Consider the following 18,831-nt stretch of genomic DNA (forward strand, 5'->3'; position numbering starts at 1 on the left):
TAAGAAATCATTTAATCAGTTTTACATTTAAGTCTTTTTTTATCATATTTGTTAAAAACCGCTAGTACGAAAAACATGCCTATAATTACCAAAACATTTTTCCCCAGTTTACCCTTTAGAAGTGCACATTTTAATACGGTATATCGTCCTTTGTTTATGAAAGACACAATTAATTACCATCGAAAAAGAGTTACTACTTGGGATGCTGATTTTATTGATTTAGACTTTTCTTTCATAGGTTCTAAGACTTTGGTTTTACTAATTCATGGATTAGAAGGTAGTTCAGAGTCAAATTATATGATTACGACATCTAACCATTTAAACAGTATAGGCTTTGATACAGTTTGTATGAATTTAAGAGGATGTAGCGGAGAGGATAATTTACTTTTAGAAACTTATCATAGTGGAAAAACAGATGATGTTGATTTTGTTATTAAACATTTAACTAATAATTATAACTACGAGAACATTATAATTATTGGCTTTAGTTTAGGAGGAAACTTAACTTTAAAATACTTAGGAGAATATAGCGACATACCTTCAGAAGTAAAAGGAGGTGTCGCTGTTTCTGTTCCAGTAGATTTAACTTCTTCTCAAGCAGAACTAAATAAACTAAAAAACAAAATTTATCTCAGTGAGTTTTTACGCACTATGAAATTGAAACTGCTACAAAAAGCAGAAAAGTTTCCTGATTTTAAACTGAATAAGGAATTACTATTCAAGGCAAGTAAATTCAGACATTTAGAAAAACAGTACACTGTGCCTGTTTTTGATTTTAAGAGTTCGGAAGATTATTGGCAAAAAGCAAGTGCCAAACCTTTCATTCCTGAAATAAAAGCCCCTACATTACTTATAAATGCCTTAGATGATAGTTTTTTATCGCAAGAATGTTATCCTGTAAAAGAAGCAAAAGAAATGAAGAATTTTCATTTACTAACTCCTAATTATGGTGGTCATGTTGGATTTATGTCTTCTTTTTCTAACACAGAAAACAGATGGTTAGAACAACAAATAGCTCAATTTATTCGAGAGACTATCGGAATAACACACTAAAACAATAACATTAAAAAGCTTTAGTTATGTTAATTGTATTTATGATATTTGTAAAACACCAATACATATCTTGTTAGAATTTATGATGATAAAAAAATATACTTTTTTTCTTTTAGCCTTACTTAGTATAAACACTGTTTTTTCTCAAAAAGTAAACTCATTAGGGTTATCTAAGTTCTCTCAAATAAGTATTATCACTTCAGGTCCTGGAGAAGAATTATACGAAAAATTTGGTCATACTGCTATTAGGGTAAAAGATCCTGTTTTACAATTAGATTTACTTTACAATTATGGTATTTTTGATTTTGATGACCCCAACTTTTACGTAAACTTTACGAAAGGTTTTATGAAATATAAATTGGCTCGTTACCCATTTCATCTATCATTAAAAAGCGCACAACAAGATGAACGTTGGGTTAAAGAGCAAATTTTAAATTTAACACAGCAACAAAAAAATGAGTTTTTTCAATTTTTAGAAACAAATGTGCTGCCCAAAAACGCAAGCTATTTTTACGACCCTTATTTTGATAATTGTGCTACCAGACCTCGTGATATTATTCAGAAAATTACAGGTGATAATTTAGTTTTCAAGGATGATTTTGTTACAGAAAATTTATCATTAAGGCAGTTAATGAATAAAGAAATTAACCCTAATACATGGGGTAGTTTAGGAATCAATATTGCTTTAGGGAATAGGTTAGATAAAGTAGCCCCCCCAATAGAATACCTATACTTACCTGATTATGTTTTTGAAGCTTTAAAGTCGTCAAAAATAATGAAAAATGGTAAAGAAGAAGACTTAATACAAAAGACAACTATTTTATTAGACTTTAAAGAAAAACAATCAAAAAGTGATACTTTTAGTCCGTTTTTAGCATTTTTTTTGTTTTCTTTATTTGGATTATTCATCACTTATAAAGACTTTCTAAACTCTAAAAGAACCAAGTGGTTAGACTTTATATTGTTTTTTACAACAGGAATTTTAGGTTTTTTGATTGTTTTCCTATGGTTTTTTACCAATCATTCGACCGCTCCTAATAACTTTAATTTTTTATGGGCTTTTGCTCCTAATCTACTTATCTCTTTTATCTTATTAAAAAATAGCCTACCAAAATGGGTCAATGTCTATGTCAAGGTTTTACTAGTACTTTTAATACTTACACCTTTTATTTGGCTTACTAAAGTACAGCTATACACATACCCTATAATTCCCTTATTTATATTATTGGGAGTTCGCTATTGGTATTTACAGAAAACTTTGAATCGCTAGTTCATATCCTTGTAAACCAAATCCAAAAATAACTCCTTTAGCGTTCGGGGCTATATAACTAACATGGCGAAATTCTTCTCTAGCGTGTATATTTGAAATATGCACTTCAACCACAGGGCTTTCTATACCTTTTACAGCGTCACCAATACCAACAGAAGTATGGGTGTAAGCTGCTGCATTTAGAATGATACCATCATAATCAAAACCCACTTCATGCAATTTATCTATTATTTCTCCTTCGATATTCGACTGAAAATATTCTAAATTTGCATTAGTATAATTATTCTTTAGTTCCTTAAAAAAATCTTCAAAAGAATTTGATCCGTAAATTTCAGGCTCTCTTTTCCCTAACAAGTTTAAATTAGGTCCGTTGATTATAACTATTTTTTTCATCCTTAATATTTATAAGGTAAAAATACTCTTTTTAACTTTTAAGCATAAAAAAAGGAAGCAAATTTGCTTCCTTTTTCTTCTTATTGTAAAATTTCTTACTATAAAGAGAAAGAATAAGTTCCTCCAATTCCAATTGTAGCTGGAGTAGAATTACCGAAATCAGTGTCTAATACAACACTTGTATAATCTACATGTAAGTTAATTTTTTCAGTTACTTGGTAACCAACGATTGGTCTAAAGTAAAAACCACTTTCAATACCAGAAGGTCTAACTCCAATACCGTACCCTAAGTCAGCTCCTACTGAAAATTTATCAGCAAAACTATAACGACCTGCTACAGATACTGGAATAAAAGCAGCATCAGCTCCATCTTGTTGAAAATGTAAGTAAGACACAGATGGTCCTACTTTAAAACCTTCAGCAACATCAAATAAATAATTAGCTTCAATTGCTCCTGTTACATTAGCTTCTTCAGCATCACCAACAGGTAATCCAATAGTACCACCAACGTTTAATTGTCCTTCTTGTGCGTTAACAGCTAAACCGAAAGCCATCATAGCAACTACTAAAAATTTTTTCATAATTTTTGTTTTATAAGTTTTGTTTTGAGCCGGCAAAGATACATTTAATTAAGAATCTAGTTGCTCTTTTTTTTTAAAAAAAGTCTTACAAATGTATTTAAAACCCTAAACTACTAATAACAAACCACTTATATTTAAAATAAAAAAAAAGGAAGCAAATTTGCTTCCTTTTTTTATTTCACTTTTTTGTTTATTCTTAGAAATACAAAGCAAAACCTATAAGCCCTTGAAAAACACCATCTTGATTATCTAAACCTACATTATATCTAACAGCTGGTTTCAAGCTTACGTTTTCTCCTAAAAACCATGCATAACCTGCTTGTAAACCTAACCACTTTAGTTCACTACCTGTGTTTCCTGTGAAATCTACACTTACAGGGAATTGGCTCCCAATATAATATTCAGCACCTATTTTATATACAAATGCATCAGATGAACCATTGTCTCCGTAACCCATTCCTGCTTTTATAGCTAAATCGTCTGCCACAAAATAACCTCCATCTAAACCTAAACTCCATTGCGTATTTCCATTCGAAGTAGCCAAAGAAAAAGAAGTGTTTCCTGTAGTTGCTGAACCTGTGTTCGCTTCAATAACCCACTTTCCTTTAACTGTTTGTCCGTTAGTTTCTTGTGAATTCGCAGTAAAACCTGCAGCTACCATAGCAATTACTACTAATAATTTTTTCATAATTTTTAAATTTATAATTTTAAGTTTGTGCTGCAAAAATAATTTTATTTTTACATCTATCAATATGCTTTTTTAAAAAGAATAGCTATTTTTTTATAATGAACTGGAACCAAGCAATATCCGATTATATCAATTTTTTAAAAATTGAAAGAGGACTTTCGAAAAACTCTATTGATAGCTATCAAAGGGATATAAAAAAACTTGTTTTGTTTCTAGATACATTAGATTCAGCACCTTCTCCAATTCATATAAATTCTGAAATACTACAAAACTTCATTTATGAAACAAGTAAAGTAATCAATGCTCGTACTCAAGCACGATTGATTTCTGGATTACGTAGTTTTTTTGGCTATTTAATTTTTGAAGATTATCGACAAGATAATCCAACCGATTTAATTGAAAGCCCAAATATTATAAGGAAACTCCCTGACACCTTAGAAAAAGAAGATATAGATAAATTAATTGCTGCTATCGATTTAAGTCATCCACAAGGAGAGCGCAACAAAACTATTATTGAAACAATTTATAGTTGTGGTCTTCGTGTAAGTGAGTTAATCAACCTACAACTATCTGATTTATTTTTTGAAGAAGGTTATATACAAATACTGGGTAAAGGAAATAAATACCGTTTTGTACCTATACATATTACCACGATTCGCAGACTTAACTTTTATATTAGTGAAATTAGATCTCAAGTAACACCTAAAAAGGAGGATGAAGATACCGTTTTCTTAAACAGAAGAGGAAAACGATTAACACGACAAATGATATTTATTATTTTAAAAGAATTGGCTCAGAAAATAAATCTAAAAAAAAGTATTGGTCCACATACATTAAGACACTCCTTTGCTACATATTTACTAAAAAATGGAGCAGATTTACGTGTTATTCAACAATTATTAGGACATGAAAGTATTACTACAACAGAAATATACGTGCATTTAGATAATAGCTACCTTAAAGAAGTGGTTGAATTACATCACCCTAGAAGTAATTTGAATTTAAAAGAATAAGAAAATAAACGAAACTATCGGGTACAAAAAAAGGCAAGCTACCTACATCACACCGCTACAACCTAATACCCTTGCTGCGTTCCCGCCCTGGGGGATTCAAAGGGAGCTGGTTGTGTAGGACTTGCCGATGCAAATTTACAACCATTTTTTCGTAAAAAACAACAAAATTTGCATAAAAATTTTGTAACATTTCTAAGTTTTTGAATACTAATAATTTGTTGTCTATATTTTTTGCTTTTAGCAGTAAAAAATAAACATAACAGTAAAAAGAATATATTTGTATCACTAACTAAATTCACAAAATGGAAAATCAAGCAAACAGTAAAAACATTATTTTAAACTACGGATTATATTTAGGAGGAGCTTCTATTTTAATAGCTCTTATAAAATATGCTTTAGGAATGCAGTATATACAAGAATTTATTTCAGGTATTGCAGGTTTTATAGCTCTTGTAGCTTTTATTATTCTTGGTATTAGAAAATATAAATCTAATAATAATGAACTTATTTCATTTGGTAAAGCATTAAAAGTTGGATTAGGTATTACATTAATAGCTACATTAGTTATTATAACTTATTATGCCATTTTTGCTTTTGTAATAGAACCTAACTTTATGAATAATACTATAGAGATGCAAAAAGTTATTTGGGCAGATAGTTTTGGAATGACTCCAGAGCAAATTGAAGAAAGTGAAAACCAATCAAGAAAATTCTTCTTCCTTTCTTTATTCGGTGGCGTATTTATAATGAATATGTTCTTAGGCGGAGTAACTTCTCTCATTGCAGGTGCTGTTATGAAAAAAACAGAAGAAGAACAATATTAATATAGTTTTAAATAGATAAATGTTTTACGTATAACGAATACTTTGTAACTTTACCTTCTTTAAACACTGAACAAAATATATGGATATATCGGTAGTAATACCACTTCTTAACGAAGAGGAATCTTTACCAGAATTATACGATTGGATTGCAAAAGTTATGCAATCCAATCAGTTTTTATATGAACTTATCTTTATTGATGATGGCAGTACTGATAATTCATGGAAAATAATAGAGGAGTTATCACAAAGGCATCAAGAAGTAAAAGGTTTACGATTTCAAAGGAATTATGGTAAATCTCAAGCTTTAGACGCTGGTTTTGGATTAACTCAAGGAAGAGTAGTTATTACCATGGATGCGGATTTACAAGATAGTCCTGATGAAATTCCTGAACTTTATAAATTAATTATTGAAGAGAACTTCGATTTAATATCTGGTTGGAAAAGGAAACGTTACGATAATGTTGTAACCAAAAATATTCCCTCAAAATTATTCAACTGGGCAGCTCGCAAAACTTCAGGCTTAAAGTTACACGACTTTAACTGTGGATTAAAAGCTTATAAAAATGAAGTTGTTAAAGCAGTTAAAGTTAGTGGTGAAATGCATCGCTATATTCCTGTGTTAGCAAAAAATGAAGGGTTCAACCGTATTGATGAAAAGGTAGTACAACACCAAGCTCGTAAATATGGAGTAACTAAATTTGGAATGGATCGTTTTGTTAACGGGTTTTTAGACCTAATCACCATTTCATTTCTTTCAAAATTTGGAAAAAGACCAATGCACTTTTTTGGCTTATGGGGAACGCTAATGTTTATCTTTGGTTTTTTCTCAGCTTTCTTTATAGGAGCTATGAAAATTTACCAGCTTTCTACAGGAGTAAAAGCCATACTAGTAACTAGTAATCCGTGGTTTTACATTGCCTTAACCTCAATGATTTTAGGTACTTTACTTTTTTTGGCTGGCTTTTTAGGTGAGCTAATCATCAAAAGTAATCCGCAACAAAAACACTATATAATCAAAGAAAAACTGAACTTTTAAACCCGTATCTTTGTACGTTTTTTAATTTGATCCATGAAAGAGATTTTAAACAAAGCCAAACAATGGCTATCTGATACATTTGATTCAGAAACACAACAAGAAATTCAGCAGTTAATTGATACTAATGCTGACGATTTAGCCGATCGTTTTTATAAAAATTTAGAATTCGGAACAGGTGGAATGCGCGGAATTGTAGGTGCAGGAACCAACCGAATTAATAAGTACACTTTAGGTAAAGCTACTCAAGGTTTAAGTAATTACTTACACAAAGTACACTCTAATAAGGAATTGAAAGTAGCTATAGGATATGATTGTCGTCACGACAGCAAGTGGTTAGCCAAAATTGTTGCTAATGTATTATCTGCAAACAACATAAAGGTTTATCTGTTTGAAGATATACGCCCTACTCCTGAGCTTTCATTTGCTGTAAATTATTTAGATTGTGATGCAGGAATTGTACTAACTGCTTCTCACAATCCACCTGAATACAACGGTTATAAAGTGTATTGGAATGATGGTGGACAAATTGTTCCTCCACAGGATCAAGGAATTATAGATGAAGTAAATTCACTGGCTTTTGCAGAAATTAATTTTAATGTGAAAGATGAATTAATTACTTCTATTGGAAATGAAGTTGACGAAGCTTTTTGGAAAGCTTCCTTAAAAAATGGAACTTTTGATGTAAAAGAGCGTGAAAATTTAAAAATTGTATTTACTTCATTACACGGAACTTCTATTAAATTAATTCCTGAAGTTTTAAAACGCGCTGGTTATACGCAAGTTCATATTGTTGAAGAGCAAGCTATTCCAGACGGTGATTTCCCTACAGTTAAATCTCCAAACCCAGAAGAACCAGCTGCTCTTAAAATGGCTGTTGATTTAGCGAATAAAATTGATGCAGATATTGTGTTAGGAACCGACCCTGATTCAGATAGAATTGGAATTGCTGTTCGTGACACTGAAGGAAATATAAAATTACTAAATGGAAATCAAACCATGAGTATGATGACCGACTTTTTAATTAATGACTGGAAAAAACAAGGTAAATTAAACGGAAATCAATTTGTAGGTTCTACAATTGTTTCTACCAATTTAGTAAATGAAATTGCCAATTCTTACGGAGTTGAAACTAAAGTTGGGTTAACTGGTTTTAAATGGATAGCTAAAATGATTAAAGACTACCCTGAACTTAATTTTATTGGCGGTGGTGAAGAAAGTTTTGGGTATATGGTTGGTGATTTTGTTCGTGATAAGGATGCGGTTACTTCTGCCTTATTAGCTTGTGAAATAGCCGCTGATGCGAAAGCTAATAGCAGTTCTTTCTATAAAGAATTGTTGAATTTATACACACGTCATCACCTTTATAAAGAACATTTAATTTCTTTAGTTAAAAAAGGAATGGATGGTGCGCAACAAATCAAACAAATGATGGTTGATTTACGTTCCAATCCGCTAACAGAAATTGATGGCTCTAAAGTTGAGTACTTGTATGATTATCAATCTTCAATAAGAAGAAATTTACTAACTGGAGAAGAAACAACAATCGATATTCCTAAATCAAATGTATTGATTTATCATACCGAAGATGGAACCAAAATTGCTGCGCGACCAAGTGGTACTGAACCTAAAATTAAATTTTACTTTAGTATTAAAAGTAAATTAAGTGATCTTTCAAATGCTAAGAAAGTAGAAAAAAAGCTAGACAACAAAATTCAACGTATTATTAAAGAACTTAACTTATAATGCAAAATTTCAAACGAATATTAAAATACACATACCCTTATAAAAAGCATGCCTTTTTAAACATCTTATTCAATATACTTTATGCTATATTTAATGTTTTATCAGTCCTTGCATTTATTCCTGTACTAGGTATATTATTTAATAGTACTGAAAAAGTTAGTGCTCCACCAAAATATAATGGGTTTACAAGTGTATCAAATTACATTCAAGGCAGTTTAAATTATAAGGTTTCTCAATTAATTGAAAACGGAGGAGTTGAGGATGCATTATTATTAGTCAGTGGTCTAACATTATTCTTATTCTTTTTTAAAAATTTATTTAGATATTTAGCTTCATATTTTATTGTTTTCTTACAAATGGAGACAGTTCGTGACTTAAGAAATGTGTTGTTTGAAAAATACATTAGTTTACCCTTATCTTTCTTTTCTGAAAAACACAAAGGAGATGCTATTTCAAGAATAACTGCTGATATTAATGAAATTCAAGCCTCATATTTATCTTCTTTGGAAGCTTTAGTACGTGAACCTTTAACTATAATCCTTACGTTAATATCTATGTTTTTAATTAGCGTAAAGCTTACACTTTTTGTCTTTATTTTATTACCAGTTTCAGGATTAATCATCTCTACTGTTAGTAAAAAGCTAAAAGCAACCTCACTATTATTACAAAGAGAAAATGGGAATTTTCTTTCTATTATTGAAGAAAGTCTCTCTGGTTTAAAAATTATTAAAAGTTTTACTGCCGAAAATTCTTTTATAAAGAAATACAATAAAACAGTAAACGATTTATACAGACTTACCACATCTGTCTGGCAAAGAAAATTAATAGCTTCTCCATTAAGTGAATTTTTAGGTACACTCACTATTGTTGCTATTTTATGGTTTGGAGGTCGCTTAGTACTCACTAATAATAGTGAATTACAACCACAACAATTTTTCGCTTATATTGGTTTATTTTACCTTATTCTAAACCCTGCCAAAGCTATTTCTACAGCCTTTTATGCTATTCAAAAAGGAAATGCTTCGGCAGAAAGAATTCTAGAAATTTTAGATACTGAAAACGCTATCAAAGACACAAAAAGTGCACAAGTAAAAACATCTTTTGAAACAGAAATTGAATTTAAAAATATTTCTTTTAAATATGAAGACGAATATGTTTTAAAAAATTTTTCTCTTAAGGTTCCTAAAGGACAAATGGTTGCTCTAGTTGGACAGTCTGGTAGTGGAAAGTCTACTCTGGCCAACTTATTAACCCGTTTTTATGATGTAAATGAAGGGGAAATATTATTTGACGAAATAAACATAAAAAACATTCAAAAACACTCTTTGCGTCAATTAATGGGGATGGTAACCCAAGACTCTATCTTATTTAATGATACTATAAAGAATAACATTACTTTGGGAATTGAAAATAAAGCTGATAAAGAAACTATAGAGGCTGCTAAAATTGCCAATGCTCATGAGTTCATAAAAGACTTACCTAATGGTTATGATACCAATATTGGGGATAGCGGAAATAAACTTTCAGGTGGACAAAAACAACGTTTAAGTATTGCACGTGCAGTTCTTAAAAATCCACCAATTATGATTTTAGACGAAGCTACTTCTGCTTTAGATACTGAATCAGAAAAACTAGTACAAGACGCTTTAGAAAAAATGATGCAAAACAGAACCTCTGTTGTGATTGCGCATCGTTTATCTACCATTCAAAAAGCAGATATGATTGTAGTCATGAAAAAAGGAAAAATTGTAGAACAGGGAACTCACGAAGAATTAATATCTAAAAGTGGAACTTACAAAAAGCTTGTAGAAATGCAATCTTTAGGGTAACAAATAAAAAAGAGAGGCAAATGCTTCTCTTTTTTATTATGATGTGTCTATTTTATTTACTCACTTATTTTCAACCCTAATTGTACTCCTTTTTCTAACATAAATTGATAAGAAGCATCATGTTCATTTGGAATCTTACCATCTAAAATTGCTTCTTTTATAGCTTCTTTTATCTGACCAATTTCTCTACACGGTTGTAAATTAAAAGTTTTCATAATTTCTTCCCCTGTAATTGGTGGCTGAAAATTACGTACTCTATCACGTTCTTCTACTTCTTTAATTTTATCTCTAACGATTTCAAAGTTCTTATGATAACGTTTAAATTTCTTCGGATTTTTTGTTGTGATATCAGCTTCACATAAAGTCATTAATGATTCTACATCATCACCAGCGTCAAAAATTAAACGTCTTACCGCTGAATCAGTTACTTCACTTGCTAAAACAATTGGGCGAGAGCTCAGTAATACCATTTTTTGAACAAACTTCATCTTATTGTTCAATGGCATTTTTAAGCGCTTAAATAATTTGTACACCATTTTAGCCCCCACAAATTCATGTGAATGAAAAGTCCATCCTATTTTTTTATGGTAACGTTTAGTCGGTGCTTTACCTATATCATGCAACAGTGCTGCCCAACGAAGCCATACATCATCAGTATTTTTAGCAATATTATCGACTACTTCTAACGTATGGTAAAAATTATCTTTGTGTTTTTGCCCTTCTACCTCTTCTACTCCTTTTAAAGCTATCAATTCAGGTAGAAATCTTTCTAACAGTCCTGTTTTTTCAAGTAGTAAAAAACCAATTGATGGAACTGGGGCCTCTAATATTTTATTCAACTCAACCACAATACGCTCACGAGTAATAATATCAATTCTCGTTGTATTTTTTGTGATTGCGTTTAACGATTTCTCTTCTATTTCGAAATTTAATTGTGTTGCAAATCTAATAGCACGCATCATACGCAACGGATCGTCAGAATATGTAATATCTGGACCTAACGGCGTTCTTATAATTTTAGACTCTAAATCAGCTATTCCTCCAAAAGGATCTAATAGCAAGCCAAAATTATCTTCATTCAAACTCAATGCTAATGCATTGATAGTAAAATCACGTCTGTTTTGATCGTCTTGTAACGTTCCTTCAGAAACTTTAGGGTTTCTACTATCTTCTGAATACGATTCTTTACGAGCACCTACAAACTCTATTTCAACGTCTTTATAACGCAGCATAGCTGTTCCGTAGGTTTTAAACACCTGAACTTTTGGTTTATTTGGTAATAAATTCGCCACTTTTTGAGCTAATTCTATTCCACTACCTACCGCTACAACATCGATATCTTTTGCCGTTCCTCGTTGTAAAATAAAATCACGGACAAAGCCACCAATTACGTAACTTTCTAGTTGTAATTCTTTAGCTGCTTTGGATATATATTGAAATATTTCGGCGGAAATCGCTTCCTTAAAATATTGTTCTTGCATACAATTATTCTCTAATCACAATAACATTGTTTCCTTCAATTTTTAATATGGTTGAAGACTTTTCTGTTACTTTATCTTGATGCAAATTTACCACATAATCTACATTCTTTAAAATTGCTTGGCTTATTTCTGAAAATGATTTTGGTGTGGGCTCTTCACTAACGTTTGCTGATGTTGAAACAATAGGTTTCCCTAATTCGTTAATCAACTGAATACAAAACTCATCTTGTGGTATTCGTATCGCAATTGTATTATCTAAAGCAATAGTATTTAATGCTAACCCTTTAGGATTATTATAAATAATAGTAGTTGGTTTTTCTGCTTTATTTAAAATTTGAATTGCTTTTTCGGGTATATATTCAACATACTCTTGTAGCATTTCAATAGAGGCTACTAAAATGATTAAGCTTTTAGACTCTTCTCTATTCTTTAATTCATAGATTTTTTTTACCGCTTCTTCATTTGTAGCGTCACATCCTAGTCCCCAAACAGTATCGGTTGGATATAGAATAGTTTTCCCAGATTTTAGGTTATGTATAACTTCATCCATAATTTTATAACTATTCACCTAGTCTATACTTGTCTTCTAACCAATTTAAAAAGAAATTTCGTTTATCCGTTGGACACTGATCTAAACTTTGCAAGTTTAAAAATAACTTATTTGGATTATTTGCTGTTACTTTTAGCTTAAACTTAGACCACAAAAAAGACTTGTCTTTATGTATGTAAATCAACTGATAATCTTTCTTTAAAACACAGGTTTTATTTTTAATTTCAATATGGTTTGCCAATCCTTGTGGAGTAAACTGAGCTACGTTTCTAAACTTATACTTCACATTGTTAATCTCCGCTTCTCTATTTTTTTCAAAAAAGGATTGAAATGTTGATTTTCTAAGCGGTGCTGGTATATGTTGAAATCTAAAAAAACGCTTTTCAAACCCCACTACTTCTGCAGCTTTTTGTTGTGCCCTTTTATGTTTAGGTTTTGTTTTACTCTCTTCAGAATAATGAAATACCTTTTTATGAAGTTTTTCTTCTTCAAACTTTAACCATTTACCTCTTATTAGAGGTTTTTCGTCAATAAAAAAATCCGTAATCTTTGTTTCTTTTAGCAAGAACATATCATCGTTAAAGTAGAGAAAATGTTCTGCTAAACCTGGTATATTATACAATTTAGTTTCTATAGGTCGATTAGAAAAAACAGGTAGATACAGACTATCTACTTTGAAGATGTCTTTATGATCAACTATAAACACATTTTCATAAGCTCCTTCCTTTTTGTTTTTTATAAAATTGGGGATTTGGTTATCTGTTACAATATAAATGTTTCGTACAAATTTAGCATATTTTAGTATTGAATTTACCGAATATTTTATTTCTTCAACTTGATCTAAACGAGTTCTAAACTCTTTATTAGCAGTTACTCCCTTATTTTTTAGATAAGGAAGCATTTTTTGTTGATGTTGTTCATCTTTTCCATCAACCCAGGTAATAACAGCATCTACAGCAAAACTCATGTTACTTTTATCTTTCAGTTATAATTAAGCTACTTTTTTCAGCTAATTCAATTCCATTACCAACAGTTACAACGTCAATCTCTTTATCTACCCCTCGTTTTAAAATAAAAACACCAATTACATAACTTTCTTGTTGTTACTCTTTAGATGCTTTAGATATATATTGAAATATTCCTACGAAAATTACTCTCTTAAACATTGTTCTTGTATACAATTTGGTCTCAAATCATTACGACTTCTAACTCTTCTATTCAAACATAACTAAAGAGTTTTATGTCATTTTCTTTGCTTGCAAATTTACCATAATATAACACTACCTAAAAATGGATTTAAGTATTTCTTAAAATCCTCTCTCGGAAAAGCTATAAAATATGTACTTTTACGGTCTATTTTATTTGATTAAAGAATCGAAAAATTTATGTTAAACTTAAATAATCAATCTGTTTTAATTACTGGAGGAACAGGATCTTTTGGTAAAATGTTTACTAAACTTATTTTAAGCAGGTTTCCAAATGTAAAACGTCTTGTTATTTTATCTAGAGACGAACAAAAACACTTTCAAATGGCTCAAGAATTCCCTGAGTCGAAATATCCTCAAATTCGTTACTTTATAGGTGATGTAAGAGATGTAAAACGACTTGAAAGCGCCTTTGAAGGTATTGATGTAGTAATTCATGCAGCCGCTATGAAACATGTCCATTTAGCAGAGTACAACCCGATGGAGTGTGTTAAAACTAATATTAATGGAGCCGAAAATGTTATTGATGCTGCTTTAATATCTGGCGTTAAAAATGTAGTTGCTTTGTCTACTGATAAAGCTGCTGCCCCTATTAACTTGTATGGAGCTACAAAATTAGCTTCAGATAAATTGTTTATAGCCGCAAATAATATAAAAGGAAAGAGAAATATTAAATTCTCTGTTGTAAGATACGGAAACGTTATGGGGTCAAATGGTTCTGTTATGCCTTTCTTCTTAAATAAGAAAAAAAATGGTGAAGCATTTTTACCTATAACTGATGCAAATATGACTCGTTTCAATATTTCTTTAGAAGATGGCTGTGAAATGGTTTTTTATGCAATAGAAAAAGCTTGGGGAGGAGAAGTGTTCGTTCCTAAAATATCTTCATATAAGATTACTGATGTAGCAACAGCTATTGCTCCTGGATTAGAACAAAAAATAGTTGGAATTAGACCTGGGGAAAAAGTACATGAAGAAATGATTACATCTTCAGATTCTTATAATACTGTAGATTTAGGTAAATATTATGCTATTTTACCACAACAATCTCCCTATTCTACTTACACCAAAGAAGAGTATAAAAAAGCATTTAATGCAATTGATGTGCCCAAAGGGTTTTCGTATGATTCTAGTAATAATGAAAATTGGGAAACTATAGATAGCTTGAGAGAATTAGTAAAAAAACATGTAGACCCTAACTTTGAAGTGTAATGAAGGATTTTAAAATTCCGTACGGAAGACAAAATATTCAACAAGATGATATAGATGCTGTCGTAAAAACTTTACAGGCTGACTTCTTAACTCAAGGACCAAAAGTTAAAGAGTTTGAGGATAAGTTTGCTAAGTATGTAGGAGCTAAATATGCTTTAGCTGTTAATAATGCTACTTCTGGTTTACATTTATCAGTCTTAGCAATGAACCTTAAAAAAGGAGAAAGAGTTATTACAACTCCTATTACTTTTGCCGCTTCTGCTAACTGTGTACGTTATGCTCAAGGTGAAGTTTGGTTTGCCGATATTGATTCAGATACTTACCTATTATCAATCGAAAGTACTCGTAAACTTATAGAAAGTAAACCTAAAGGTTTTTTTAAAGGTATTATTCCTGTTGATTTTGCTGGTCTACCCGTGAATTTAGAAGAGTTTAGAAAGTTAGCTGACGAACATGATTTATGGATTATAGAAGATGCTTGTCATGCACCAGGTGGATACTTTACAGATTCAAAAAACAGCAAACAGTACTGTGGTAATGGTAATTATGCTGATATAGGTGTTTTCTCTTTTCATCCAGTTAAGCATATTGCTTGCGGTGAAGGCGGAATGTTAACTACGAACTCTGAAGAAATTTATAACAAACTATCTCTATTAAGAACTCATGGAATTACAAAAGAAAACATGAGTGAGAATCATGGTGGATGGTTTTATGAAATGCAAGAACTTGGCTTTAATTACAGGTTAACAGACTTTCAATCTGCGCTAGGTATTACACAATTAACAAAAAACAATTATGGAGTAATTCGTCGAAACGAAATTGCTCAAACATATAAAAACGCATTTCAGGGAAAAATTAAATTTCAAAGTTTACCTAAAGGTAGTTATAATGCTCATCATTTATTTGTAATTGAAGTTGATAACAGAAAAGAATTATATGACTTTTTAAAATCGCACAATATTTTTGCGCAAATACACTACATTCCCGTACACACCTTACCATACTATAAAAATATAGGGTATTCTGAAGCTGAATTAACTAATGCTGAAAAATATTATTCTAGATGTATTAGTTTACCTATGTTCCCTAGCTTAACTAAAGAAGAATTACAGTTTGTAATTGATAAAGTTTTAGAATTTATTAATGACTAGAATAGCTATTATACCAGCAAGAGGGGGCAGTAAAAGAATACCTAAAAAAAATATAAAAACTTTTTTAGGAAAACCAATTATTGCCTATTCAATAGAAGCTGCAATAAAAAGTGATTTATTTAATCAAGTAATCGTTTCTACTGATAATATAGAAATTGCAGAAATAGCTCAACAATATGGAGCTACAGTTCCATTTATTAGAAGTAAAAAAAACTCTGATGATTTTGCTACCACTTTTGATGTTATTAAAGAGGTTTTAAATTGGTATCATGAACAAAATATATCTATTGAATTAGCATGTTGTTTATATGCTACTGCACCATTTATTAACAGTGAATTACTTCACAAAGCTAAAGAAAAGCTAATCTCTAATCAGTTTGATACTGTTTTCCCTGCAATCCGTTTTAGTTTTCCTATTCAAAGAGCTATAAAGATGGTTGACGGGAATGGAAAATTTAATTTATTTCAGCCTGAGTACCTTTCTTCTAGGTCTCAAGATTTAGAGCCAGCTTTTCATGATGCTGGACAATTCTATTTCTTTAAACCTACTGTTATTTTAGAAAATAAAAAACTATGGACAGATAACTCTGGGATTATTGAAATAGATGAACTTTTAGCTCAAGATATAGATAATGAAACAGACTGGAAATTAGCAGAATTAAAATATAAACTTGCTTTTGGAGATTAAAAACACATATACAGTATTAAAAAAACAATCCTTTTCTAAAGGAGACTATTCAATAGTACCTATTCGCTTCAACGATAAGTTACAAATAATGCAATGGAGAAATGAACAAATGTATCATTTACGTCAAGCAAAAGTACTAACAGAAAAAGATCAAGAATTATATTTTAACAATGTTGTTTCCAAATTATTTAATCAAGAACAACCTTCTCAAATTTTATTTTCCTATTTAAAAGGAAATCAATGTATCGGCTATGGAGGTCTAGTTCATCTTAATTGGATTGATAAGAATGCTGAAATCTCTTTTATTATGGATACCTCTTTAGAATATAAATCTTTTAATTTTCATTGGAAAACATATTTAGGACTTATAGAAAAAATAGCTTTTGAAGAACTAAGTTTACATAAAATTTTCACCTATGCCTTTGATTTAAGGCCACATTTATATGTAGCTCTTGAAGAAAGTGGTTATACCAAAGAAGCTGTTCTAAAAGAACATTGCTTCTACAATAATGAATTTAAAGATGTTGTAATTCATTCAAAAACAAATAAGTTAATTAATGTCAGAGAAGCCAATCTAAACGATATTAACCTATTATTTGACTGGGCTAATGACGAGTTAACCCGTAAAAATTCTTTTAATTCACATGAAATTAGTTTCAAAGAACATGAACAATGGTTTACATCCAAATTTAAAAACAGTAATTCTCTTTTTTTTATCGGAATGATTAATAACAAGTCTATTGGACTTGTTCGTTATGAAATTGGTGAAGAAAATACTATTGTAAGCATTAGCATAGATAAAAACTTCAGAGGAAAAAAACTAGCTCCTTCTTTACTTAAAGAATCTAGCAAAAGTTATTTCAAAAAAAGTAAAAAACCTATTTTGGCATATATCAAAAAAGAAAATATTGCCTCAGTAAAATCTTTCGAAAAAGCAGGTTACACCTTTTATTTGGAAGAAAAAGCAAACAATATAGATAGTTATATTTATAAACTAGAATCATTATGATACCATCAGATAAATGTTTTATAATAGCTGAATTGTCAGCTAATCACAATGGAAGTAAAGAAGTCGCTATTGAAACCATTAAAGCAGCAAAAAGAGCTGGTGCTGATGCTATAAAGTTTCAAACCTATACGGCAGATACGATAACGCTTAATTCTAAAAAAGATGATTTTAAATTAAGCCAAGGTACTATTTGGGACGGTATGTATTTATATGACTTATATCAACAAGCATATACACCCTGGGAGTGGTTTAAAGATTTATACGAAGTAGCTAGAAAAGAAGGTTTAGTAGTATTTTCTTCTCCTTTTGATAAAACTGCTGTCGATTTATTAGAATCTTTAGACAATCCAATCTATAAAATTGCTTCATTTGAAATTACTGATATTCCACTAATTGAATATTGTGCTAAAACAATGAAACCAATTATAATTTCTACAGGAATAGCCACTGATGAAGACATTCAACTAGCTGTTGATACTTGTAGAAAAGTTGGAAACAACGACATAACTTTATTAAAATGCACCTCTTCTTACCCAGCCCCAATAGAAGAAGCTAATTTGGTAATGATTAACGACTTAAAAGAACGTTATAACGTTAATTCAGGACTCTCTGACCATACCATGGGAACCGTAGCCCCTGTTGTTGCAGTTACTTTAGGTGCTTCAGTTATTGAAAAACATTTTATTTTAAACAAAGAAATTGGCGGACCTGATGCTTCTTTTTCTTTAGATGAAACTGAATTCACACAAATGGTAAATGCTGTTAGAGCTGCTGAAAAAGCTATAGGGAATATCAGCTATGAGTTAACTGACAAAATGAAAAGTGGAAGAGAATTTTCTCGCTCATTATACATTACTAGTAATGTAAAAAAAGGTGATATTCTTACTAAAGACAATATACGCTCGGTAAGACCCGGTTTTGGGCTGCATCCTAAATATTACAATGAAATTTTAGGTAAAAAATTTAATAATGACTTTGACAAGGGAACAGCTTTAAGTAAAAATTGTTTTGAATAAACTAAGCTCTTAAAGTTTTTATTGAGCCATCTTTCATTTTAAAAGTAATGAAAGATGGTTTTATGTTTATTGATAAAATAATTTTGCGT

General features: G+C 30.6%; 18 protein-coding genes and 1 other RNA gene. 12 read left to right on the plus strand and 7 right to left on the minus strand.

The genetic code is table 11. The features are described from left to right. Positions 1–75: 75 nt before the first annotated feature. On the plus strand, positions 76–1,053 hold the full coding sequence (locus tag ACQYZ7_RS11375; RefSeq protein WP_430729859.1) for a YheT family hydrolase: 978 nt from the start codon (positions 76–78) through the stop codon (positions 1,051–1,053). Positions 1,054–1,135: 82 nt separating this feature from the next. Next, positions 1,136–2,323 (plus strand): DUF4105 domain-containing protein, encoded by a 1,188-nt coding sequence (locus tag ACQYZ7_RS11380; RefSeq protein WP_430729860.1) that lies wholly within the window; start codon positions 1,136–1,138, stop codon positions 2,321–2,323. On the opposite strand, the gene aroQ is transcribed toward ACQYZ7_RS11380, so the two are convergent. The 3 genes from aroQ to ACQYZ7_RS11395 all read right to left on the minus strand — a co-directional run bounded on the left by aroQ (position 2,300) and on the right by ACQYZ7_RS11395 (position 3,985). Next, positions 2,300–2,716, minus strand: a complete 417-nt coding sequence (aroQ, locus tag ACQYZ7_RS11385; protein ID WP_430729861.1) for a type II 3-dehydroquinate dehydratase — start codon at positions 2,714–2,716, stop codon at positions 2,300–2,302. The genes ACQYZ7_RS11380 and aroQ overlap by 24 nt on opposite strands. A 98-nt stretch (positions 2,717–2,814) precedes the next feature. Beyond that, the gene (locus tag ACQYZ7_RS11390; protein WP_430729862.1) at positions 2,815–3,297 is read right to left on the minus strand and encodes an outer membrane beta-barrel protein; all 483 of its coding nucleotides are present in this window, start codon (positions 3,295–3,297) and stop codon (positions 2,815–2,817) included. 196 nt (positions 3,298–3,493) lie between these two features. Then, positions 3,494–3,985, minus strand: a complete 492-nt coding sequence (locus ACQYZ7_RS11395) for a hypothetical protein (RefSeq protein ID WP_430729863.1) — start codon at positions 3,983–3,985, stop codon at positions 3,494–3,496. A 98-nt stretch (positions 3,986–4,083) separates the two neighbouring features. On the opposite strand from ACQYZ7_RS11395, the gene ACQYZ7_RS11400 reads away from it, so the two are divergent. Beyond that, positions 4,084–4,998 (plus strand): tyrosine recombinase, encoded by a 915-nt coding sequence (locus ACQYZ7_RS11400; protein ID WP_430729864.1) that lies wholly within the window; start codon positions 4,084–4,086, stop codon positions 4,996–4,998. Positions 4,999–5,026: 28 nt separating this feature from the next. Here the strand turns inward: ACQYZ7_RS11400 and ffs are convergent. Next, positions 5,027–5,125: signal recognition particle sRNA small type (gene ffs, locus ACQYZ7_RS11405), an RNA gene on the minus strand. Positions 5,126–5,300: 175 nt separating this feature from the next. Here ffs and ACQYZ7_RS11410 point away from each other — a divergent pair. The 4 genes from ACQYZ7_RS11410 to ACQYZ7_RS11425 all read left to right on the plus strand — a co-directional run bounded on the left by ACQYZ7_RS11410 (position 5,301) and on the right by ACQYZ7_RS11425 (position 10,430). After that, a complete protein-coding gene (locus ACQYZ7_RS11410) occupies positions 5,301–5,822 on the plus strand; it encodes a DUF4199 domain-containing protein (protein WP_430729865.1) in 522 nt (173 codons plus the stop codon). Between the two features lie 79 nt (positions 5,823–5,901). Continuing rightward, positions 5,902–6,858 (plus strand): glycosyltransferase family 2 protein, encoded by a 957-nt coding sequence (locus ACQYZ7_RS11415; RefSeq protein WP_430729866.1) that lies wholly within the window; start codon positions 5,902–5,904, stop codon positions 6,856–6,858. Positions 6,859–6,891: 33 nt separating this feature from the next. Further along, a complete protein-coding gene (locus tag ACQYZ7_RS11420) occupies positions 6,892–8,601 on the plus strand; it encodes a phospho-sugar mutase (protein ID WP_430729867.1) in 1,710 nt (569 codons plus the stop codon). After that, a complete protein-coding gene (locus ACQYZ7_RS11425; protein ID WP_430729868.1) occupies positions 8,601–10,430 on the plus strand; it encodes an ABC transporter ATP-binding protein in 1,830 nt (609 codons plus the stop codon). The genes ACQYZ7_RS11420 and ACQYZ7_RS11425 overlap by 1 nt, the downstream gene beginning before the upstream one ends. A gap of 56 nt (positions 10,431–10,486) precedes the next feature. On the opposite strand, the gene ACQYZ7_RS11430 is transcribed toward ACQYZ7_RS11425, so the two are convergent. Genes ACQYZ7_RS11430 through ACQYZ7_RS11440 form a run of 3 tightly spaced genes read right to left on the minus strand, consistent with a single transcriptional unit; the run spans position 10,487 to position 13,428 of the window. Next, positions 10,487–11,911: a CCA tRNA nucleotidyltransferase gene (locus tag ACQYZ7_RS11430; RefSeq protein ID WP_430729869.1), complete on the minus strand. Its 1,425-nt coding sequence runs from the start codon at positions 11,909–11,911 to the stop codon at positions 10,487–10,489. Positions 11,912–11,915: 4 nt separating this feature from the next. Next, positions 11,916–12,461 (minus strand): L-threonylcarbamoyladenylate synthase, encoded by a 546-nt coding sequence (locus ACQYZ7_RS11435; RefSeq protein ID WP_430729870.1) that lies wholly within the window; start codon positions 12,459–12,461, stop codon positions 11,916–11,918. A 10-nt stretch (positions 12,462–12,471) separates the two neighbouring features. Continuing rightward, complete coding sequence (locus tag ACQYZ7_RS11440) at positions 12,472–13,428, minus strand: Stealth CR1 domain-containing protein (protein ID WP_430729871.1); 957 nt, start codon at positions 13,426–13,428, stop codon at positions 12,472–12,474. Between the two features lie 418 nt (positions 13,429–13,846). Between ACQYZ7_RS11440 and pseB the strand changes: the two genes are divergently transcribed. From pseB to pseI, 5 genes are read left to right on the plus strand one after another with little or no spacing between them, the layout of a single operon-like run. Continuing rightward, positions 13,847–14,878, plus strand: coding sequence for a UDP-N-acetylglucosamine 4,6-dehydratase (inverting) (pseB, locus tag ACQYZ7_RS11445; protein ID WP_430729872.1), 1,032 nt, complete (start codon positions 13,847–13,849; stop codon positions 14,876–14,878). After that, positions 14,878–16,029 carry a UDP-4-amino-4,6-dideoxy-N-acetyl-beta-L-altrosamine transaminase gene (gene pseC, locus ACQYZ7_RS11450; RefSeq protein ID WP_430729873.1) on the plus strand — a complete coding sequence of 384 codons (1,152 nt, stop codon included), beginning with the start codon at positions 14,878–14,880 and terminating at the stop codon, positions 16,027–16,029. Before pseB ends, pseC begins: the two co-directional genes overlap by 1 nt. Beyond that, the gene (gene pseF / locus ACQYZ7_RS11455) at positions 16,022–16,717 is read left to right on the plus strand and encodes a pseudaminic acid cytidylyltransferase (RefSeq protein WP_430729874.1); all 696 of its coding nucleotides are present in this window, start codon (positions 16,022–16,024) and stop codon (positions 16,715–16,717) included. Before pseC ends, pseF begins: the two co-directional genes overlap by 8 nt. Then, positions 16,707–17,726, plus strand: coding sequence for a GNAT family N-acetyltransferase (locus ACQYZ7_RS11460; protein ID WP_430729875.1), 1,020 nt, complete (start codon positions 16,707–16,709; stop codon positions 17,724–17,726). Before pseF ends, ACQYZ7_RS11460 begins: the two co-directional genes overlap by 11 nt. Next, on the plus strand, positions 17,723–18,742 hold the full coding sequence (gene pseI / locus ACQYZ7_RS11465; protein WP_430729876.1) for a pseudaminic acid synthase: 1,020 nt from the start codon (positions 17,723–17,725) through the stop codon (positions 18,740–18,742). The genes ACQYZ7_RS11460 and pseI overlap by 4 nt, the downstream gene beginning before the upstream one ends. Positions 18,743–18,831 lie beyond the last annotated feature (89 nt).

This window comes from Tenacibaculum sp. SDUM215027, assembly GCF_050566205.1.
In the GTDB taxonomy this organism is placed as follows: Bacteria; Bacteroidota; Bacteroidia; order Flavobacteriales; family Flavobacteriaceae; genus Polaribacter.

Coding starts and splice junctions, on each gene's coding strand:
- ACQYZ7_RS11375 (WP_430729859.1), top strand. CDS start 76: ATGCCTATAATTACCAAAACATTTTTCCCCAGTTTACCCTTTAGAAGT.
- ACQYZ7_RS11380 (WP_430729860.1), top strand. CDS start 1,136: ATGATGATAAAAAAATATACTTTTTTTCTTTTAGCCTTACTTAGTATA.
- aroQ (WP_430729861.1), bottom strand. CDS start 2,716: ATGAAAAAAATAGTTATAATCAACGGACCTAATTTAAACTTGTTAGGG.
- ACQYZ7_RS11390 (WP_430729862.1), bottom strand. CDS start 3,297: ATGAAAAAATTTTTAGTAGTTGCTATGATGGCTTTCGGTTTAGCTGTT.
- ACQYZ7_RS11395 (WP_430729863.1), bottom strand. CDS start 3,985: ATGAAAAAATTATTAGTAGTAATTGCTATGGTAGCTGCAGGTTTTACT.
- ACQYZ7_RS11400 (WP_430729864.1), top strand. CDS start 4,084: ATGAACTGGAACCAAGCAATATCCGATTATATCAATTTTTTAAAAATT.
- ACQYZ7_RS11410 (WP_430729865.1), top strand. CDS start 5,301: ATGGAAAATCAAGCAAACAGTAAAAACATTATTTTAAACTACGGATTA.
- ACQYZ7_RS11415 (WP_430729866.1), top strand. CDS start 5,902: ATGGATATATCGGTAGTAATACCACTTCTTAACGAAGAGGAATCTTTA.
- ACQYZ7_RS11420 (WP_430729867.1), top strand. CDS start 6,892: ATGAAAGAGATTTTAAACAAAGCCAAACAATGGCTATCTGATACATTT.
- ACQYZ7_RS11425 (WP_430729868.1), top strand. CDS start 8,601: ATGCAAAATTTCAAACGAATATTAAAATACACATACCCTTATAAAAAG.
- ACQYZ7_RS11430 (WP_430729869.1), bottom strand. CDS start 11,911: ATGCAAGAACAATATTTTAAGGAAGCGATTTCCGCCGAAATATTTCAA.
- ACQYZ7_RS11435 (WP_430729870.1), bottom strand. CDS start 12,461: ATGGATGAAGTTATACATAACCTAAAATCTGGGAAAACTATTCTATAT.
- ACQYZ7_RS11440 (WP_430729871.1), bottom strand. CDS start 13,428: ATGAGTTTTGCTGTAGATGCTGTTATTACCTGGGTTGATGGAAAAGAT.
- pseB (WP_430729872.1), top strand. CDS start 13,847: ATGTTAAACTTAAATAATCAATCTGTTTTAATTACTGGAGGAACAGGA.
- pseC (WP_430729873.1), top strand. CDS start 14,878: ATGAAGGATTTTAAAATTCCGTACGGAAGACAAAATATTCAACAAGAT.
- pseF (WP_430729874.1), top strand. CDS start 16,022: ATGACTAGAATAGCTATTATACCAGCAAGAGGGGGCAGTAAAAGAATA.
- pseI (WP_430729876.1), top strand. CDS start 17,723: ATGATACCATCAGATAAATGTTTTATAATAGCTGAATTGTCAGCTAAT.